Source organism: Vitreimonas sp., from assembly GCF_036392335.1.
Taxonomy (GTDB): domain Bacteria; phylum Pseudomonadota; class Alphaproteobacteria; order Caulobacterales; family Aquidulcibacteraceae; genus Vitreimonas.
This window is the reverse complement of the sequence record NZ_DASVYD010000037.1, coordinates 37,134-52,465: the sequence shown is the minus strand read 5'-3', so window position 1 is coordinate 52,465 and position 15,332 is coordinate 37,134. Positions and strand designations below refer to the sequence as shown.

At 62.9% G+C, this 15,332-nt stretch carries 18 protein-coding genes; 10 read left to right on the top strand and 8 right to left on the bottom strand.

Going from position 1 to position 15,332, the window contains the following annotated elements:
* The 4 genes from VF769_RS09015 to VF769_RS18535 all read left to right on the top strand — a co-directional run.
* Positions 1–1,160: TrbI/VirB10 family protein (locus VF769_RS09015; protein ID WP_331008063.1), on the top strand; the 1,160-nt coding region annotated here is incomplete at its 5' end.
* On the top strand, positions 1,157–1,495 hold the full coding sequence (locus VF769_RS18450; protein ID WP_349258121.1) for a helix-turn-helix domain-containing protein: 339 nt from the start codon (positions 1,157–1,159) through the stop codon (positions 1,493–1,495). The genes VF769_RS09015 and VF769_RS18450, both read left to right, overlap by 4 nt.
* Before the next feature lie 65 nt (positions 1,496–1,560).
* Positions 1,561–1,833, top strand: a complete 273-nt coding sequence (locus VF769_RS09010; RefSeq protein WP_331008062.1) for a BrnT family toxin — start codon at positions 1,561–1,563, stop codon at positions 1,831–1,833.
* A complete protein-coding gene (locus tag VF769_RS18535; RefSeq protein WP_331008061.1) occupies positions 1,811–2,302 on the top strand; it encodes a DUF2188 domain-containing protein in 492 nt (163 codons plus the stop codon). The genes VF769_RS09010 and VF769_RS18535 overlap by 23 nt, the downstream gene beginning before the upstream one ends.
* 127 nt (positions 2,303–2,429) lie before the next feature.
* Here the strand turns inward: VF769_RS18535 and VF769_RS09000 are convergent, their stop codons facing one another.
* Positions 2,430–2,759: a hypothetical protein gene (locus VF769_RS09000; RefSeq protein ID WP_331008060.1), complete on the bottom strand. Its 330-nt coding sequence runs from the start codon at positions 2,757–2,759 to the stop codon at positions 2,430–2,432.
* Positions 2,760–2,928: 169 nt separating this feature from the next.
* On the opposite strand from VF769_RS09000, the gene VF769_RS08995 reads away from it, so the two are divergent.
* On the top strand, positions 2,929–3,264 hold the full coding sequence (locus VF769_RS08995) for a hypothetical protein (RefSeq protein WP_331008059.1): 336 nt from the start codon (positions 2,929–2,931) through the stop codon (positions 3,262–3,264).
* Positions 3,252–3,473 (top strand): hypothetical protein, encoded by a 222-nt coding sequence (locus VF769_RS08990; protein WP_331008058.1) that lies wholly within the window; start codon positions 3,252–3,254, stop codon positions 3,471–3,473. Before VF769_RS08995 ends, VF769_RS08990 begins: the two co-directional genes overlap by 13 nt.
* Before the next feature lie 10 nt (positions 3,474–3,483).
* Here the strand turns inward: VF769_RS08990 and VF769_RS08985 are convergent, their stop codons facing one another.
* Together VF769_RS08985 and VF769_RS08980 are read right to left on the bottom strand one after the other, a co-directional pair.
* Positions 3,484–3,867, bottom strand: a complete 384-nt coding sequence (locus VF769_RS08985; RefSeq protein ID WP_331008057.1) for a DUF5655 domain-containing protein — start codon at positions 3,865–3,867, stop codon at positions 3,484–3,486.
* Positions 3,851–4,507 carry a TetR/AcrR family transcriptional regulator gene (locus tag VF769_RS08980; protein WP_331008056.1) on the bottom strand — a complete coding sequence of 219 codons (657 nt, stop codon included), beginning with the start codon at positions 4,505–4,507 and terminating at the stop codon, positions 3,851–3,853. The genes VF769_RS08985 and VF769_RS08980 overlap by 17 nt, the downstream gene beginning before the upstream one ends.
* Before the next feature lie 545 nt (positions 4,508–5,052).
* On the opposite strand from VF769_RS08980, the gene VF769_RS08975 reads away from it, so the two are divergent.
* From VF769_RS08975 to VF769_RS08965, 3 genes are all read left to right on the top strand, one after another.
* Complete coding sequence (locus VF769_RS08975) at positions 5,053–5,655, top strand: TetR/AcrR family transcriptional regulator (RefSeq protein WP_331008055.1); 603 nt, start codon at positions 5,053–5,055, stop codon at positions 5,653–5,655.
* Positions 5,656–5,760: 105 nt separating this feature from the next.
* Positions 5,761–6,768: a lipid A deacylase LpxR family protein gene (locus tag VF769_RS08970; protein ID WP_331008054.1), complete on the top strand. Its 1,008-nt coding sequence runs from the start codon at positions 5,761–5,763 to the stop codon at positions 6,766–6,768.
* Positions 6,769–6,850: 82 nt separating this feature from the next.
* On the top strand, positions 6,851–7,405 hold the full coding sequence (locus VF769_RS08965; protein WP_331008053.1) for an acyloxyacyl hydrolase: 555 nt from the start codon (positions 6,851–6,853) through the stop codon (positions 7,403–7,405).
* Positions 7,406–7,422: 17 nt separating this feature from the next.
* Here the strand turns inward: VF769_RS08965 and VF769_RS08960 are convergent, their stop codons facing one another.
* Genes VF769_RS08960 through VF769_RS08950 form a run of 3 tightly spaced genes read right to left on the bottom strand, consistent with a single transcriptional unit; the run spans position 7,423 to position 11,453 of the window.
* Positions 7,423–8,859: an efflux transporter outer membrane subunit gene (locus VF769_RS08960; protein WP_331008052.1), complete on the bottom strand. Its 1,437-nt coding sequence runs from the start codon at positions 8,857–8,859 to the stop codon at positions 7,423–7,425.
* Positions 8,860–8,862: 3 nt separating this feature from the next.
* The gene (locus VF769_RS08955) at positions 8,863–10,353 is read right to left on the bottom strand and encodes a DHA2 family efflux MFS transporter permease subunit (RefSeq protein ID WP_331008051.1); all 1,491 of its coding nucleotides are present in this window, start codon (positions 10,351–10,353) and stop codon (positions 8,863–8,865) included.
* Positions 10,350–11,453 (bottom strand): HlyD family secretion protein, encoded by a 1,104-nt coding sequence (locus tag VF769_RS08950; protein WP_331008050.1) that lies wholly within the window; start codon positions 11,451–11,453, stop codon positions 10,350–10,352. The genes VF769_RS08955 and VF769_RS08950 overlap by 4 nt, the downstream gene beginning before the upstream one ends.
* Before the next feature lie 96 nt (positions 11,454–11,549).
* Here VF769_RS08950 and VF769_RS08945 point away from each other — a divergent pair, with 96 nt between their 5' ends.
* On the top strand, positions 11,550–12,494 hold the full coding sequence (locus VF769_RS08945; RefSeq protein WP_331008049.1) for a LysR family transcriptional regulator: 945 nt from the start codon (positions 11,550–11,552) through the stop codon (positions 12,492–12,494).
* Positions 12,495–12,599: 105 nt separating this feature from the next.
* Here VF769_RS08945 and VF769_RS08940 read toward each other — a convergent pair whose 3' ends face one another.
* Together VF769_RS08940 and VF769_RS08935 are read right to left on the bottom strand one after the other, a co-directional pair.
* Positions 12,600–13,742: an ABC transporter permease gene (locus tag VF769_RS08940; protein ID WP_331008048.1), complete on the bottom strand. Its 1,143-nt coding sequence runs from the start codon at positions 13,740–13,742 to the stop codon at positions 12,600–12,602.
* Positions 13,743–13,816: 74 nt separating this feature from the next.
* The gene (locus VF769_RS08935) at positions 13,817–15,331 is read right to left on the bottom strand and encodes a DHA2 family efflux MFS transporter permease subunit (RefSeq protein WP_331008047.1); all 1,515 of its coding nucleotides are present in this window, start codon (positions 15,329–15,331) and stop codon (positions 13,817–13,819) included.
* Position 15,332 lies beyond the last annotated feature (1 nt).

Genomic DNA, 15,332 nt, shown 5'->3' with positions numbered 1-15,332 from the left:
ACGGCCCGCCGCGGGAGACGCCCATGACAGTCCAGCCCGATGCAGCAGATGACTCACGGCCATCGCCCGCGCCGATAACGGCCATTCGCGCTGCGCCGCCAAAGCCGCGACGCCTCTCGCGCAAGACCTTGATGGCGGGCGCCCTTGGCCTCGGCGCCCTTATCGCGTTTGCGCTCATCAACGGACTGTCGGAACGCGATCGCACGCCGGCTTCTGGCGAAGAAGGCTCGCAAACTGTCCAAGCCTCTAATCCGCCGGAGAACATTCGCGAGGCGCCTGCAAACTATGATCTCGCGAATTTACAGCCGCCCGAAGAAGACCGCGATTATTTCTGGGGCGATCACGCGCCAGCTGACGCAGGCCTGGCTGCCCCGGAGGATGCCGGCCCTGCTTCATACGAGCCGGTTCGCCCCTCACCGCTTGAAACGGAGGCGGACGCGGCGCGCACGTCATCCATTCTCTTTTCAGGGCGCCGCGAAGGCGCGGCGTCTGCAAGCGCGCAGAGCTTCAGTGAAAATGGCCGGGGCGCCGCCTTCCTGAATGGTCAGCGCGGACGTGACGACGGCGTGCTCGACGCAGCCTACGCGCCGCCCCGCTCGCCCTACACGGTTCAAGCCGGCGCCACGATCTCTGCCGCGCTCATCACCGCGCTCAATTCCGACCAACCCGGGCGCGTCATTGCTCAAGTGAGCGAGAACGTCTTTGACAGCGTCACCGGCGAGACATTGCTTATCCCGCAGGGCGCGCGTCTGATCGGCGCATATGATGCCGATACGGCTTATGGCGAGCGGCGCCTTCTGGTTGTCTGGAACAGGCTCATCATGCCGAACGGGTGGTCGATCCCGCTGCGCGCCATGCCCGGGGCCGACGCCGCGGGAAGCGCGGGTCTGACCGGCGACGTTGACGCCCACATTAGCCGCATCGCGGTCGCCTCGCTCATCTCCGCCGTGCTTGGCGTCGCCGCCAATGAAAGTGAGGACGAAGACGACGCGAGGCTTTCGCAGAGCATCGGCGATGCCGCCGCGCAGCAGGCTGCGCAGACTGGATCGCGTCTCATCGATCGTGAACTGAATGTGCGTCCGACATTGCGGGTACGCGCAGGCGCGCGCGTCCGGGTGCTCGTAAGCCAAGACATTCAGCTGCGCCCATACCCACCGTGAAGAAACCGCGCGCCAAAAAGCAGCCCCTGCCGCAACCCGATCTCTTTGGCGAGGGCGCCCAATTCTCGCAGGCGCCCAAGCAAACATCGTCGCGCGCACCGCCTGCGCCAAGCTCGCGCCGTGGGCGCGTCGTTACTCCGCCGCCTCTTCTGCTCAACGTCCGAGAAGCCGCCGCGCGCCTTGGCCTTTCCAAGTCGACCTTGGACAAGATGCGCTGCGCCGGCAAAGGGCCCCGATACGTTAAATCGACCGATAAAGCGGTGCGATACGACCCAGCCGATCTCGACGCATGGATCGCCGCGCGACGCAGCAAAGACGCCGCCGGGGCCAATTAGCCCCCAGCCTTCGCGCCAATCACCGCTTGAACGCCTTGAAACCGCCAATTAATGTAGTTACGTAAATGTACGAATGGGACCCGAATAAGGCGCGCGCGAACAAAGCCAAGCATGGGGTCGCGTTCGACGCTGCCCATGAGTTCGATTGGGATGAGGCTTTGGAGGTCGAAGACACGAGCGAAGATTACGGCGAGGAGCGTTGGGTCGCGATCGGCCCAATCAAGGCCCATCTTCATGTCCTTGTTTATACGCCCCGCGGCGCCAACCACAGGATCATCAGTTTGCGCAAAGCCACGAAAAAAGAAGCAAAGGCCTATGTCGAAGCGAAAGCCCAATAACATCCGTCAGAGCGACTGGGACGCGGTAGACTCTCCCGAACTCTCGGATGTGATGCTGAAACAGCTGACGCCGGCGCGAGGGCCGGGCCGCCCCCGCGCGCTCAATCCAAAGCAAAGTGTTACGTTACGTCTCGATCGTGATGTCGTCTCTCACTTCAAAGCGACCGGCACGGGCTGGCAAACCCGCATCAACGCCACGCTCAAAGCGGCGGCAGGAGGTAGCGCCATGACGAAGAATGATCGCTATGTCGTGAAGCATGGCGATGGCTGGGCCGTGAAAGCCCCTGGCGCCTCGCGCGCTAGCGCCGTTGCGCCGACGCAAAAGCAAGCCGAAGCGCGCGCCAAGGAGATCGTGAAGAAGCAAGGCGGCGGCGAGGTCCGCATTCAAGGACGCGATGGGAAGATCCGGGATTCCGACACAGTGAGGAAGGGCCGCGACCCCAATCCGCCAAGAGACAAGAAGCACTGATCACAATTGGCAGGCGGCAGCTGGCGCGAAAGCGATCGAAGCCCGAAGGGCCGAGACGCGCGCGCGCTTTATCGGTGCGCGGCTCGGTTCACGAGAGCGCGTCCCGCGCACAGCGCGGGTTCGCCTATCATGAAATCTTCTTCTTCGGTTTCAGCATTTCCAGACTCAACACCAACGCATCGAGATCCGTGGCATTGAGCGCTACGACTTCCGCCTTGGTGTAGAATGGTCGTGAGACTCCGACATAGACGCGCGGCGGTCGCTTCCTGTGTTGCTTGCAGAATTTGCACGATAGCCGCTTAGCGAGATCGGCAACGCGTCCCTCAGTGCCATAGAGCTTCACCAGTTCGATCGCCGTGAAGAGCGTGCCACGCGCGCATCCCGTGCAACCGAAATAGAGCCCGCTCAGTCGCCCGAGCTGGCCAAACTTCACTGGCACTTTCTCCTCGTAAGCCACGTGACTACTCGCACCCCGAACGAGGCGCCCCTCCTCGCAGAGACGTCTTGCACGCTCAACCAATTTGTGCTTGTTTTGTTCTCGCATCGGGGGGACCGATTGGCGCCAGCCAATCACGTCGAGACATCAGCGCCCTTCTCTTCAACGCTTGAAGAAGGCGCGTCTCGTCATGGGCCGTCTCTATCTGACCGCACGCGAGTACGAAGCGCTGCTGAAAAAGCAGAACGGCGCCTGCTGCGTCGATGAGTGCGAAGAGACTGAAGGGTTGATCGGCGAGCACTCGACGCCGAACGCATGGCGGCGCGCCAAGCCTGACCAGCTCATGTGCGCGCGCTGCCACAAGGTCAAAACGCTTCGCGACATCAAGAACATTTGGAAGGTGAAGCGCCTCAACGGTGAAGCGCTGTCGCAATACGAACGCCGCCGCCGCTATGGCGCCCAGCTGCGCGGCCGGACCCTTCAATTGCGGCGCGATCAGCCCGGAGCTTCAACATGGAGGCGTTAGTTGTCGCCTGTGCTGCGCTGGTCGCTCTTGTCTTGATCGACGCCGGCTATTGGATTGCGGTGAGCTTGGCCCGATGGGCGCCTGTGATCGCCACAGGCGTAGCAGCGGCGTGGTTCGCTATGCGCGCAGGACTGCATCCGACGGAAACTTTGATCGTTGTGGGGCTCGCGAGCTTGTTAGTGCGCCATCTACGCCGAACCGGCTCCTGAAACCGCCAGCTTATGTCACGCGGCTCAGCGCGCGGGCCGTGACGAGCCAGCCGATGAGTTGGCCGTCAACATCCGCCTCCGAGGTCAAGCGAACTTCATTGTGCCAGCGATTGCGCGATACTTGTTCCGATTTGCGAATGCGCGGTCCAGCCAATGGTTTTTCCAATCGGATGGTGAGATCGAGCCAATTCTTCTTCGGATGCACGCCAGCGAACGCCGTCCCGTGGGTGAGGTGCAAAGACGTTTTCTTCGCATCCACTTCAAAGGTCACGGCTTGCCGTTTCAAGGAGGCTAGCAGTTTCTTGTAGATGGCGCGCACTACCGGCGCTTTGTTCGAAAAAAGCGCATCTTCGCCGTCATTCCGTTTGGAGGTCGATTTAACCGCTTTGCTCATGCTTCGCCTGTCTTGCAGCGCCTTGAAGAATTATGCGCACGGCGGCGCGCACATGCTGTGAAATCTCTTCGTCGCTCAACCGGTAATCGTCTTCAAGAATAGCTCGATACTGATGCTGACCGCGAACAAGTGCGAAGAACGCGAGCGCGGCTTCGTCGTGATCTGCAAAAACAACACGCTCGAGGGGCGCTCGCTCGCGCGTGTAATCCGCGACGATGCTAGCGACCCGGTTCGGTCCCACCCGCAAGCTCTCCTTGACCGCGTCGGGAAATTCACCGCTCGCGGCGCAGATCATCTTGAAGAACCGGCATGATTCCGGCGCCAAGGCGCGCCGCAGATAATGTTCGCCAATGCGTTGCAGGCCGTCCCGGAGTTCGAGCGATGGATCGGCGACAGGACAGAGCGCGGCCGCAATGCGGGAGTTGCACTCTTCCAAGACGGCCAGAAACAGGCCCTCTTTGTTGCCGAACTGAGAGTAGAGGGTCGCCAGCGAACCGCCCGCCTGGCGCACGATGTCATTGACATTGACGTGCTCGTAGCCGCGCTCACAAAACACAGTGAGCGCGGTTTCTAGAAACGCGCGTCGCCTCACCACACCGCGGTCAGAAGACGCGCCGGACACTGGGGCGTTTAGTGGCATGTGCCGAATCCCACGCTGTTCCGGCGCATTCTAGGCAATGTCGAACGATTGCGCGAGCGACAGATTGCGCGTCGCGCTTGCGCGCGACGAAACGAAACGGGGCGGGAAAAAAGCCGTGCGATTGCAATGATCCCAGTGGGAGGCACAAGGCCCGATCTTCCCCATAGCCGAACGCGCCGCAGCTCCGGCCCGCGATCATATCCGGCAGCCTTGAGCACGTCGGATCGACACTTCAGCAGCGCGGGAATTTCAACATCAGCGACCGCCGACGCAACCGCGTGCAATCCGGCTTATTCGAGCCTGGGGCAGCGCCCCGTCCGTTTGGCGGTTTCGCTCCCACTCCCGCCCGGGCATGAATGTGCAACGTCCGCTGGATCTTGGCTGAGCAAAGACGTGTTGCGGCACGCGCCGCTCGCTCTTAATCGCGATGCTGGTCCGCGGGACGACGCCCGCGCCCCTGGCGGTGCGGAGCGGGCGCACCATGTCTAGTTTGGGCGCCGAGCAAGACATAACAAACTTTAGCTCCGCAGATTGGAAACTGTCCCATGGCGCGAACCGTAGACCCGCTTCTCGGCGCGCGGCGGCGGCGCCAAATTTTGGAAGGCGCGATGGCGTGCTTTAAGATGCATGGCTTTCATCAAGCCAGCATGCACCAGATTTGCGCGTCCGCCGGCATGAGTCCGGGCGCGGTCTACAGGTATTTTCGCTCCAAAGACGACATCATCGCGGCGATCGTCGAGGCCTGGACCAATTCGCAAATGACAGCCCTAGAAGAAGCGCCCGGCGCCGGCGCGCTCACCGGCCGCCTGAACCGCTTCGTTTCTCGTTGGTTGGAACGCTTCACCGAGCATGGCCAGTCGCTCGCTGCCGACATTCTGGCGGAAGCTGCGCATAGCCCCAGCATCGCTCGCTCGCTTGCCCGCGCCGACGCACACCGTCTCAAGCTCCTCGCCACAGCCATCCGCGCGGCGCAAGCACTGGGCGAAGTCGACACCTCAATCAACGCGAACGATGCGGCGCAGGTGCTGTTTTCCGCCATCGACGGCATGAGCCTGCGACTTGTGACCGGACTAGACACAGACGCAAGAGCGGCCCGCCGGCAGTTCCGCGAGCTTGCTAGGCGCTATCTGCTGGCGCCGGCTTGTTAGAGTTCCGCGCGCGCTCAACTTGGCGAAGTTCCAATTGTAAAGGTGTTTACTTTCTTCCGTTTTTGCGTATCTATCTGCCGTCGAGTGTAGCGAGGGAGCGCAAGAATGCGTGGTGCGATACTGGCGCCGTTCGCCGGCCTTTGCCTTGCGATCAGCACGGACGCACTCGCGCAAGCCGAACTTCCTCCGAGACCTGACGACAGCGGAACGCTGACCTTCGTCTGGGAAAACGACTCCTTCGCCGATTCCGATCATAACTATACAAACGGCGTGCGCTTAGCGTGGTTGTCGGGCACCCAAACGCCGCACGGCCTCTCGCGATGGATTGCACGCAGCCTCTTGAACGCAGGCGACGACGCCGTCATCCGGCGCGGTCTGGCGATTGGCCATTCGCTGTTTACGCCCAATGACACGCAAACCGCCGCGCCGCTTCCTGATCAGCACCCTTACGCTGCTTGGCTTTATGGCGAGTACACAGCGTTGGTTGAGCAGCGCCACGAGGTCGACCAGTTCACGCTGCAGGTCGGGATCGTCGGTCCGAGCGCGGGCGGCGAATGGCTGCAGAACGAGTTTCATGCGCTCATCGGCGCAGGCGACGCGCAAGGCTGGGACAATCAGCTCGACGACGAATTGGGCTTGATCATTTCCTATGACAAGCGCTTGCGCCGGCTTGCGCGGCTGGGCGGCGGCGGCTTTGGCGCCGACGTGACGCCTAATGTCGGTTTCTCGCTCGGCAACGTCCACACCAATCTGCATGCAGGGCTGACATTGCGCATCGGCCAGGACCTTGAAAACGATTATGGGCCTCCGCGCGTTGCCCCGTCGCTTGCCGGGACGGGTTATTTCACCCCGCGCGACAATTTCAGCTGGTATGTTTTCGCTGGCGTCGAAGGGCGCGCGGTCGCACACAACATCTTTCTCGACGGCAGTTTGTTTCGCGAAGACGACCCGAGCGTGTCGAGCAACAGCTTCGTCAGCGATTTACAGGCGGGCCTGGTGGTGCAGTTCCGCCAGACGCAGGTCGCCTTCACCTATGTCGAGCGCGACGAGGAGTTCGAAGAACAGATCGACCCTCAGCGCTTCGCCGCCGTGAGCATTTCGAGAAAGTTTTGAGCGCCGCCTCCCCTCCTGCGAAGGATCATCCATGAAACAGATTGGTCGATTTGGATCCGCTCTCTCAGCATTTGCTCTTGTAATGACGCTGCAGGCGCCGGCTGCGCACGCGAAAATCGACGAGATCCGGTTTGGCGCAGTCCACAACCTGCGGCTCGATCACGACGAAGTGGTCGACGGCAAGGAAGGCGACAACGTCGAAATCGAGCTCGTTTCGAGTTCTCCAGACCTTCTCAATTTCATCGGCTCCCCGCGTCCTTATGCGGTGGCCTCGATCAGCACAGGAGACGGCGTCTCCTTTGCGGGGGCGGGCCTCATTTGGCGCTGGGAATTCGCCGACGGCTGGGCGTTCGAGCCGGGCTTCGGCTACATCGTCCATGACGGCGAGATCGACAACATATACCCGCCCGGCACGGCGGACGCGGCCGCGTTTGAGGAAGAGAACCAGCTGCTGGGATCGGAGGACCTGTTCCGCACCACGCTGGCGCTGGAGCGTGAATTCTCACCACGCTTTGCAGGCCAGTTCTATTATGAACACATGAGTCACGGTCAGATTTTGGACGAGGGGCGCAACCAGGGTCTCGACTATGTCGGGGTGCGACTGCTCTATCGCTTCGACACGGACGCTGCAGAATAAGCCGCGCTGACCGCGGCTCAGCCGCCCTCTGCGCGCCAATCGCTCGCCGTCGCCACGAAGAGAGCCGCGATGTCCCGGCGCAATTGTGCGTTCGCCTGGATGAGGCCCAAGCGCGCGCGCTGCGACTGACGTTGCGCGTCGATCACCTGCAGCAGCGTGCCCGCGCCATTGTCGTAAGCAAGCTCCGCGAGACGCGCATTCTCAGCCGCCGCGGCCGCAGCGCGGATTTGAGCCTGCACTAATTCCTGGTCCTGCGCGACCGCCTGCAGCAAGTCCGACACCTGCACGAAGGCGTTGAGCACGGTCTGCTCGTAGCGGGCCATTGCTTCGACCTGCGAGGCTTGCGCGCCGCGCCGCTGAGCGCGCAGCGCACCGCCATGAAACAGCGGTCCAGTCAAGGACGGGCCAAGCGACCAGCCTGCGCTCTCATAGTTGAACAGCGTTTCGGGTTCGAGCGAAGCGACGCTGAAGGCCGCCCCCAACGAGATGCGGGGATAAAGCGCGGCGGTTGCGACGCCGATGTCGGCTGTAGCGGCGTGCAAATCCGCCTCAGCGGCAAGTATGTCGGGGCGCGCGCGTACGAGCTCGGATGGCAAAGACACCGGAATGCGCTCCGGGATGTCCATTGCCTCGAGCGTAAGCTCCGGCGCCGCCCATTCGCTCGGCGCGTGCCCCAGCAACGCCGCCAAGGCATGACGCGCTTGCGCAAGCTGGATCCGCAGCGGAGGCAAGCGCGCTTCGTCCTCGGCGAGCTGCGCTCTCGCGGCGGTCTCGGCCGAAGCCGGCGCGCCGCCCGCGGCGATCGATCGGCGGATCATCTCGATCACGCGTCGATCATCGGCAACGATCCCTTCGGCCGCCGACAGCTGTGCTTGCAGCGAGCCAATGTCCACGGCGCGCGTGACCACCTGCCCGCTCAGCGACAGGTAGGCCGCGTCGGTGCGGCGGGCCTGCGCCTCGGCGCGCGCGGCTGCGCTCTCGATGCGCCGGCGCTGCCCGCCGAACACGTCGAGATCGAACGCCGCGCTCGCACCGACCGAATAGAGTGAGATTGTGGGACTCGGAAATCCTTCGATGCCAAAGGCGGCCGTATTGACACGCTCGCGTTCGGCGCCCGCGCCGTAATCGATCTGCGGGACTGCGCCGCCGCGCGCGGCGCTAAGGACAGCCTGCGCACGCGCCAGCGCCGCGTCGGCGGCGGCGAGCGTCCTGTTCTGGCGGAGCGCTTGCTCGACGAGTCGATCAATGTCCGTGGAGGCGAAACTGCGCCACCATTCACGCGCGACCTCATTGCTCGGAGTCAAGGCAACCAGGGTGGGCGCAGGTGCATCGCCAGCCATGGCGTAATTGGCGTCGGGCGGCGGGGCCGGGCGCTCGTAGTCCGGGCCGACGGTGATGCATGCCGATGTCATGGCGGCGCCGACAAGCATGGCGGGGAAACGGATTCTCTTCATCGATCAGACCACTATTCTTTTTGTCCGCATCAGCAGAACCAGCGGCGCGAGCGCCATGCACATCCAGAACAACAGATGAAAGGCGTCGATATAAGCGACCATCGCCGCCTGCCGCGCGATCGCTTGCATCATGCCTGCGAGTGCGCGCACGCTGGCGAAGTCGACCGCACCGGCGGCGATTGGATTATCCGGCGTCACATGTTCGACGAGCTGCGACTGCACGATTTTGGTGTTGTAGATTTGCAGCGCGCCGACAAAGGAAATGCCAATGCTGCTGCCCACATTGCGAACGAGCGTGAACAGCGAAGCGGCCTGCGTCCTCAGCTGAGGAGCGATCGTGGTGAAGGCGAGCGCCGACATGGGCACAAAGATGAGGCCAAGGCCCAGGCCCTGCAGCAAACCCGAGATCAGCACCAAGCCCTCGTCCATCTGCAGCGAAAAGCGCGACATCTCCGCGTAAGACCAGCCTGTGAGCGCCAAGCCGGCCAGGACGATTAATCTCTGGTCGATGCGACCGTGCAAGCGCCCGACAAGGACCATCGACAAAAGCGTGCCCACCCCGCGCGGCAACTGAACCACGCCGCTATGCAGGACAGGATAACCCAAGAGGCTTTGAAGCAAAGTGGGCAACACCGCCATGCCGGCGAACATCAGCATGCCGATGAAAAAGATCATGATGCTGGCCGTCAAGAAATTGCGGTCGACCCATATCTGGCGATCGAAGATCGCCTTGCGCGCAGTGAAGGTGTGAACAAAAAACAGATAGAAGCCGAGCAGACCGAGCCCGAACTCGATCCAGATTTCGCTCGAGGCGAACCATTCCTGACGCGGTCCACGATCGAGCATCAGCTGCAGACCGATCAGCCCCATCGCGAGCGCGCCAAATCCAAATGCGTCGAACTTGTGGACTTCTACTTCCTCGTGTTTCGGCAGCGCGGCGGCGACCATGAAAAAGGCCACGGTGGCCAGGGGCACATTGATAAAGAAGACCCATCGCCAAGTCAGGTTTTCGGCAAGCCAGCCGCCGAGCACCGGACCGATGATCGGTCCCAACACCGCACCGATGCCCCATAGCGCCATCGCTTGGCCGTGGCGCTGCGGAGGGTTGATGTCGAGCAAGATCGCCTGCGACATCGGAATGAAGACGGCGCCGAAGGCGCCCTGGGCCAAACGGAAGAGCACGAGTTCGACGATGCCGGTCGCCAAACCGCACAGCATTCCCGATACCGTAAAACCGACGATCGAGGCGAGCAGCAGAAAGCGGCGGCCAAACTTCTGTTCCAGCCAACCGAGGGCCGGCGTCACAACCGCGCCCGCCAGAATGAATGAGGTCAGCACCCAGCTGATCTCGTCCTGCGCGGCGCCGGTGCTGGCCCTGATCTGAGGCAGCACCACATTGGCGATGGTCGAGGCGACCGTAGAAAGGATCGTCGCCAGGATCAGCGCGAACGTGATGGCGCTGCGCTGTGCTTCGCCAATCGAGCTTTCGGTCACCGCGCCCGCCCGCGCAACGCGTCTCCGTGATCGCGGGTGTTCACGTCCACGCGCGCGCTCAGACCCATGGCGAGCGCTGCATCAGGCGGCGCCTCGTCGAAAGCGATGCGGACGCTCAGGCGTTGTACGACGCGCACCCAATTGCCGGTCGCGTTCTCGGCCGGCAGCACTGCGAAGCTGGAGCCCGTGCCCGGGGAGAAGCTCTCGACATGACCGCGAAACGCTTCGCCCGGGAAAGCGTCGATGCGAATGCGCACCGGCTGACCCGGGCGCAGGTTCTCAATCTGATTTTCCTTGAATGCCGCCTCGATCCAGGGTTCGCCTGAAACAACATAAAAAAGCGTTTGGGCGGGCTGGACGTAAGCGCCGAGCTGCACCTGACTTATGCGCGCGACAACGCCGTCGGCCGGCGCCTTGATCTCTGTGTCGGCCAGATCGCTGCGCGCGTCTTCAAGAGCGGCAAGGGCCTGCATGACCAAGGGATGAGAATCAATGTCGGCGCGCGGGTCGCCGCCGAGATTGGCCAAAGCGATCGCCTCGCCTTCAGTCGCGGCCGCGGCTTGACGGGCGGTCACGTCGGCCTGGACACGAGCGCCATCGAGATCCTGGCGCGACACCACCCCTGCCCTGAACAGGTTCTCCTGCCGTCTGGCTTCCGCCCTGGCGTGGGCGGCCGTCGCTTGCGCGCCGCGCCTGCCCGCGATCGCTTCCAGATAGGTCGCACGCAAGGCCGACACCTGAAGCCGGGCCGCCGCCAAGCGCGCCTCGGCCGTGGTCACGGCCCGCTGGAAATCACCTTGGTCGAGCCGGACCAGCGGATCGCCGGCGCGCACGGTCTGATTGTCGCTGACAAGTATTTCGACAACGCGGCCACGCACGCTGGCGCTGATCGGCGCCCGCGCGGCGGTCACGGTTGCGTTGTCGGTGCTGACCGAGCCTGCAGACGCCAGCAGCCAGACCGCCACCGCCGCCAACACCAGAACCGGGGCGCCAACCATCAACAACAGCCGGCGCCGGTCGGCGGTTCGCATCCGCCGTATTGCTTCGCTGGCGAAACTGCGCACGCGCGCCGTTGCCGTATCGGCGAACGAGCCATCCATCCGATTTATCCTCGCGCGGGCGGCCCCGCGTTCACATCGATCGCACAGATAGGTTGACATCTATTGTGAGCAAAATGGTATTTATGCACACGCAAAATGAACAACGCTCAATTTAGCGGTCTCGACCTTAATCTGCTCAAAGTGCTGATGGCGCTGCTGGCGCGGCGCAGCGTAACCGCAGCTGCCTCCGACCTCGCACTTAGCCCTTCGGCCGTCAGCCATGCGCTCAACCGCCTGCGAGCGGCGCTCGACGATCCCTTGTTCGAGCGCCGGGCCGGCGGTCTTGTTCCCACCGCATACGCCATCGATGTCGGCAAGCGCGCGGGCCCTGCGCTCGAGCAGATGCGCGCCGCCGTCGCGAAAACCGCCTTTGACGCGTCTAGCGCAGAGCGCGAGTTTGTCATCGCCGCCGGCACCTATGCAGCTTCAGTGCTGTTGCCGCACGCGCTCGCGCGCATTCATGCGGCAGCGCCTGGGGTGACACTTCGCGTCAAGCGCATCGACGCCCACTACGTCGATGATGTCGAACAGCGGCGCGTTGACCTTGCGCTCGGCGTGCCGAAGCTTACGCACCGAAGTGTGCAATGGCGCCCATTGCTTGCGGACGGCGTCGCCTGGGCCGCGCGGCGCGACCATCCGTTCATGCGCGAGCCGGTGACGGCGCAGATGCTGGCCGGAGCACGCCATGTCGTTCTCGACCGCTTCCAGTCGCTGCTCAGCGCCGAGTCGGATGCACCCTCGCCTCTGCTGGACGTAGGCGCCCAGCTCAGCGCCGCGTATTCAGGCGTCATCGCATCCGGGCGCGGCCTGCCGCCGGTTGCGATTGTCTCGGACATGGGCCAGGCGATCGACCTTGTGCGCAGCTCCGACTTCGTCACCCTGACCATGCGTAAGTTCGCGCTGGCGCAGCGTCTGCCGGACCTCGCCGTGCTCGAGCCGCCTCACCGCGGAGCGGATATCGAGATCGGCGCTGCTTATCATCCGGCCCGGCTGCATGATGGCGGCCTCAGCTGGTTGCTCGACATCTTGGCCGCACAATGAATGTCTCGCACCGCCGGCAGAGTCGCTTTGGACCGGCGCGTCGAGCGAAGTTCACGGAAACGCAATTCGGAACGTCCACCGCTAACGCCCAGCCCACTCAGACCGTCACTCTAACGTGCGCCGGAAGCGCGCCAGCGCGAACGCGCCGACGACGATAAGAATGATCGATAAGCGGACGAGATCGCCGCCGATGTCCGCAAGACCTGCGCCCTTCAGCGTGATTTCGCGCACGATGCGTAGGAAGTGCGTAATCGGAAAGCATTCGCCGAGCGCCTGGGCCCATGCGGGCATGGCGCGGAAAGGAAACATGAAACCTGACAACAGCATTGACGGCAGGAATATGAAGAATGTCGCCTGCATCGCCTGCATCTGCGTGCGCACCGCTGTCGAGATGAGGTAGCCCACAGCGAGGTTCGTCACCACGAACAGGAGCACGCCGAGCGCCAGCGCCGAGGGGGAGCCCGTGAACGGAATGCCAAACAGAAGAATGCCTGCGGCGATAACCACGAGACTCTGGATCGCTCCCACCAGCACGTAGGGTGCGGTTTTGCCAATCATCACTTCAAACGGACGCACTGGCATGGCGAGCAGGTTTTCCATGGTGCCGCGCTCGGTTTCCCGCGTCAGCGCGATTGACGTGATCATTGTCATTGTCATCGTCAGCACGACGCCAAGCAGCGCCGGGACGATATGAAAGGCTGTGACGCCCGCGGGATTGTAGAGACGATGAATGACGATGTCATAAGGCGGCGGGGCGGGCGCGAGAAACGCGAGCGGCCCTTCGAAATCGGGCGCAAACGCCGTCTGCGCAATGCGCTCGACCGCGCCGATCACGCCACTCGCGGCCACAGGATCGCTCGCGTCGGCGGCGATTAATAGTTGCGGCCGCTCGCCGCGCACCAGCCGTCTTTCAAATCCTTCAGGGATCACCACCAGGAACGTCGCCCGCCCCGACCTGATCATGCGCTCCCCTTCTTCGGGATCGTGCGTGACCTCCACGAAGTCCACCAGCGAGGAGGCTCGCAACGATGCGAGAAAACTTCGCGTCAACGGTCCGTCTTCACGCAATTCAACGACGGCCGGCAAATGGCGCGGATCGGTATTGATGGCGTAGCCAAAAAGAATGACCAGCAGGATGGGCACGGCCACCATGATCGCGAACGTCAGGCGATCGCGGCGCATCTGCACCGCCTCTTTCACGAACAAAGCCGCAAGCCGCGACCAGGAGATATCCAGCGCGCGCGCCATGACGTCACATCGTGGCGACGCTCGGCCGCGGCTCATCGGCACGGGCGCGGCGGCGAGCGAAGAACGGCGCTGATTTAGTCCAAGGCATGAACCGCTCCGGCTTGCGGCGGCGAGCGCGCGGGGCGCATGAGAAAGGCGATCGGTGCGGCCAATAGCGTCAGCAGCATGATCAAGTGAAAGTCGCTGACGTACGCGACCATGGCGGCTTGGCGAGCCACTTCGGGGGTCCAGGCCGCGAGCTGTTCGGGCCCGGCTGCGGCGGCCCCTAGCACTGGATTGTCGGGCGTCAGGTTCTGTACAAGTTCGGAATACGAAGCCTGCCAATTGATCAGGAAGATGGCCTGCATCACCGAGATGCCCACTGCCGAACCAATATTGCGCACAAGCGTGGTGATCGCTGCGCCATCCGTGCGCAATTCTCCAGGCACGGTTGAGAAGGCCAGGGTATTTGATGGAATGAAGACAAACCCCAGCCCAATGCCCTGAATGAGGCTCGACCAGATGATCAGATGCGAATCCATGTCGAGATTGAAATGCGTCATCTGCCACGCGGCGATGGCGTTGAGGCCGAAGCCGAACGCCATGAGCCAGCGGGAATCGATCAAGCGCATGAGGCGGCTGATAACGACCATTGCGGCGAACATGCCGATCCCGCGCGGCATGGTGACCAGCCCCACTTCGATCACCGGATAGCCCATCAAGTTCTGCATCATGGGCGGCAGCAGAGCGAGCGAGGCGAACATGAGCATGCCGACGACAAACGTCGCGAGCGCGCCGACGACGAAGTTGCGATCGCCCAGCAGCCGGCGATCGAAGAACGGACGCTCCGCCGTCAGTGTGTGCAGGGCAAACATGTAGAGGCCAGCCAGAGCGATCGCGGCTTCGATTCTGATCTCCCAGGACTGCAACCAATCTTCGCCTGGACCTCGATCAAGCATGAGCTGAAGCGCGGCCACGAACAAAGACAAGGTGGCGAACCCCGTGAAGTCGAAGCGCGGCGGTTGCGGCTTAGGCGCCTTGGGCAGGAAGGCGTAAACCCCGAGGAAGGCGAACACCCCGAGCGGCAGGTTGATCAGAAAGATCCAGCGCCAGCCCGAATTCTCGGTGATAAAACCGCCGAGCGCCGGACCGATAATCGGCCCAAGCACGATCCCCGCGCCAAATACCGACATCGCCTGCGCGTGCTTGTGAGGTGGATTGATGTCGAACAGGATCGCTTGCGAGAGCGGGATGAACGACGCCCCGCCTATGCCCTGCAGCACGCGAAAGGCGATCATCTGCTCCAAGTTCTGCGCCAAGCCGCAAGCGATTGAGGCCCCGACGAAGACGATGATGGAAACCAGCATCAGCCGCCGGCGCCCGATGCGCACGGCCAGCCAGCCAACCAGAGGCGTCATCAGCGCCTGCGCCACGATGAAGGAGGTGAGCACCCAGGTAATCTGATCGACGCCCGCCGAGAGCCCGCCTTGCATATGCGGCAAAGCGACATTGGCGATGGTGCTGTCGATGGTGAACATCGACGCAGCGAGCATGATCGAGATGGTGAGCGGAACCCGCCTTACGTTGTCGGGGGTCATCGCTTCGGACACT

Coding starts and splice junctions, on each gene's coding strand:
- VF769_RS09010 (WP_331008062.1), top strand. CDS start 1,561: ATGTACGAATGGGACCCGAATAAGGCGCGCGCGAACAAAGCCAAGCAT.
- VF769_RS18535 (WP_331008061.1), top strand. CDS start 1,811: ATGTCGAAGCGAAAGCCCAATAACATCCGTCAGAGCGACTGGGACGCG.
- VF769_RS08995 (WP_331008059.1), top strand. CDS start 2,929: ATGGGCCGTCTCTATCTGACCGCACGCGAGTACGAAGCGCTGCTGAAA.
- VF769_RS08990 (WP_331008058.1), top strand. CDS start 3,252: ATGGAGGCGTTAGTTGTCGCCTGTGCTGCGCTGGTCGCTCTTGTCTTG.
- VF769_RS08985 (WP_331008057.1), bottom strand. CDS start 3,867: ATGAGCAAAGCGGTTAAATCGACCTCCAAACGGAATGACGGCGAAGAT.
- VF769_RS08980 (WP_331008056.1), bottom strand. CDS start 4,507: ATGCCACTAAACGCCCCAGTGTCCGGCGCGTCTTCTGACCGCGGTGTG.
- VF769_RS08975 (WP_331008055.1), top strand. CDS start 5,053: ATGGCGCGAACCGTAGACCCGCTTCTCGGCGCGCGGCGGCGGCGCCAA.
- VF769_RS08970 (WP_331008054.1), top strand. CDS start 5,761: ATGCGTGGTGCGATACTGGCGCCGTTCGCCGGCCTTTGCCTTGCGATC.
- VF769_RS08965 (WP_331008053.1), top strand. CDS start 6,851: ATGACGCTGCAGGCGCCGGCTGCGCACGCGAAAATCGACGAGATCCGG.
- VF769_RS08960 (WP_331008052.1), bottom strand. CDS start 8,859: ATGAAGAGAATCCGTTTCCCCGCCATGCTTGTCGGCGCCGCCATGACA.
- VF769_RS08950 (WP_331008050.1), bottom strand. CDS start 11,453: ATGGATGGCTCGTTCGCCGATACGGCAACGGCGCGCGTGCGCAGTTTC.
- VF769_RS08945 (WP_331008049.1), top strand. CDS start 11,550: ATGAACAACGCTCAATTTAGCGGTCTCGACCTTAATCTGCTCAAAGTG.
- VF769_RS08940 (WP_331008048.1), bottom strand. CDS start 13,742: ATGGCGCGCGCGCTGGATATCTCCTGGTCGCGGCTTGCGGCTTTGTTC.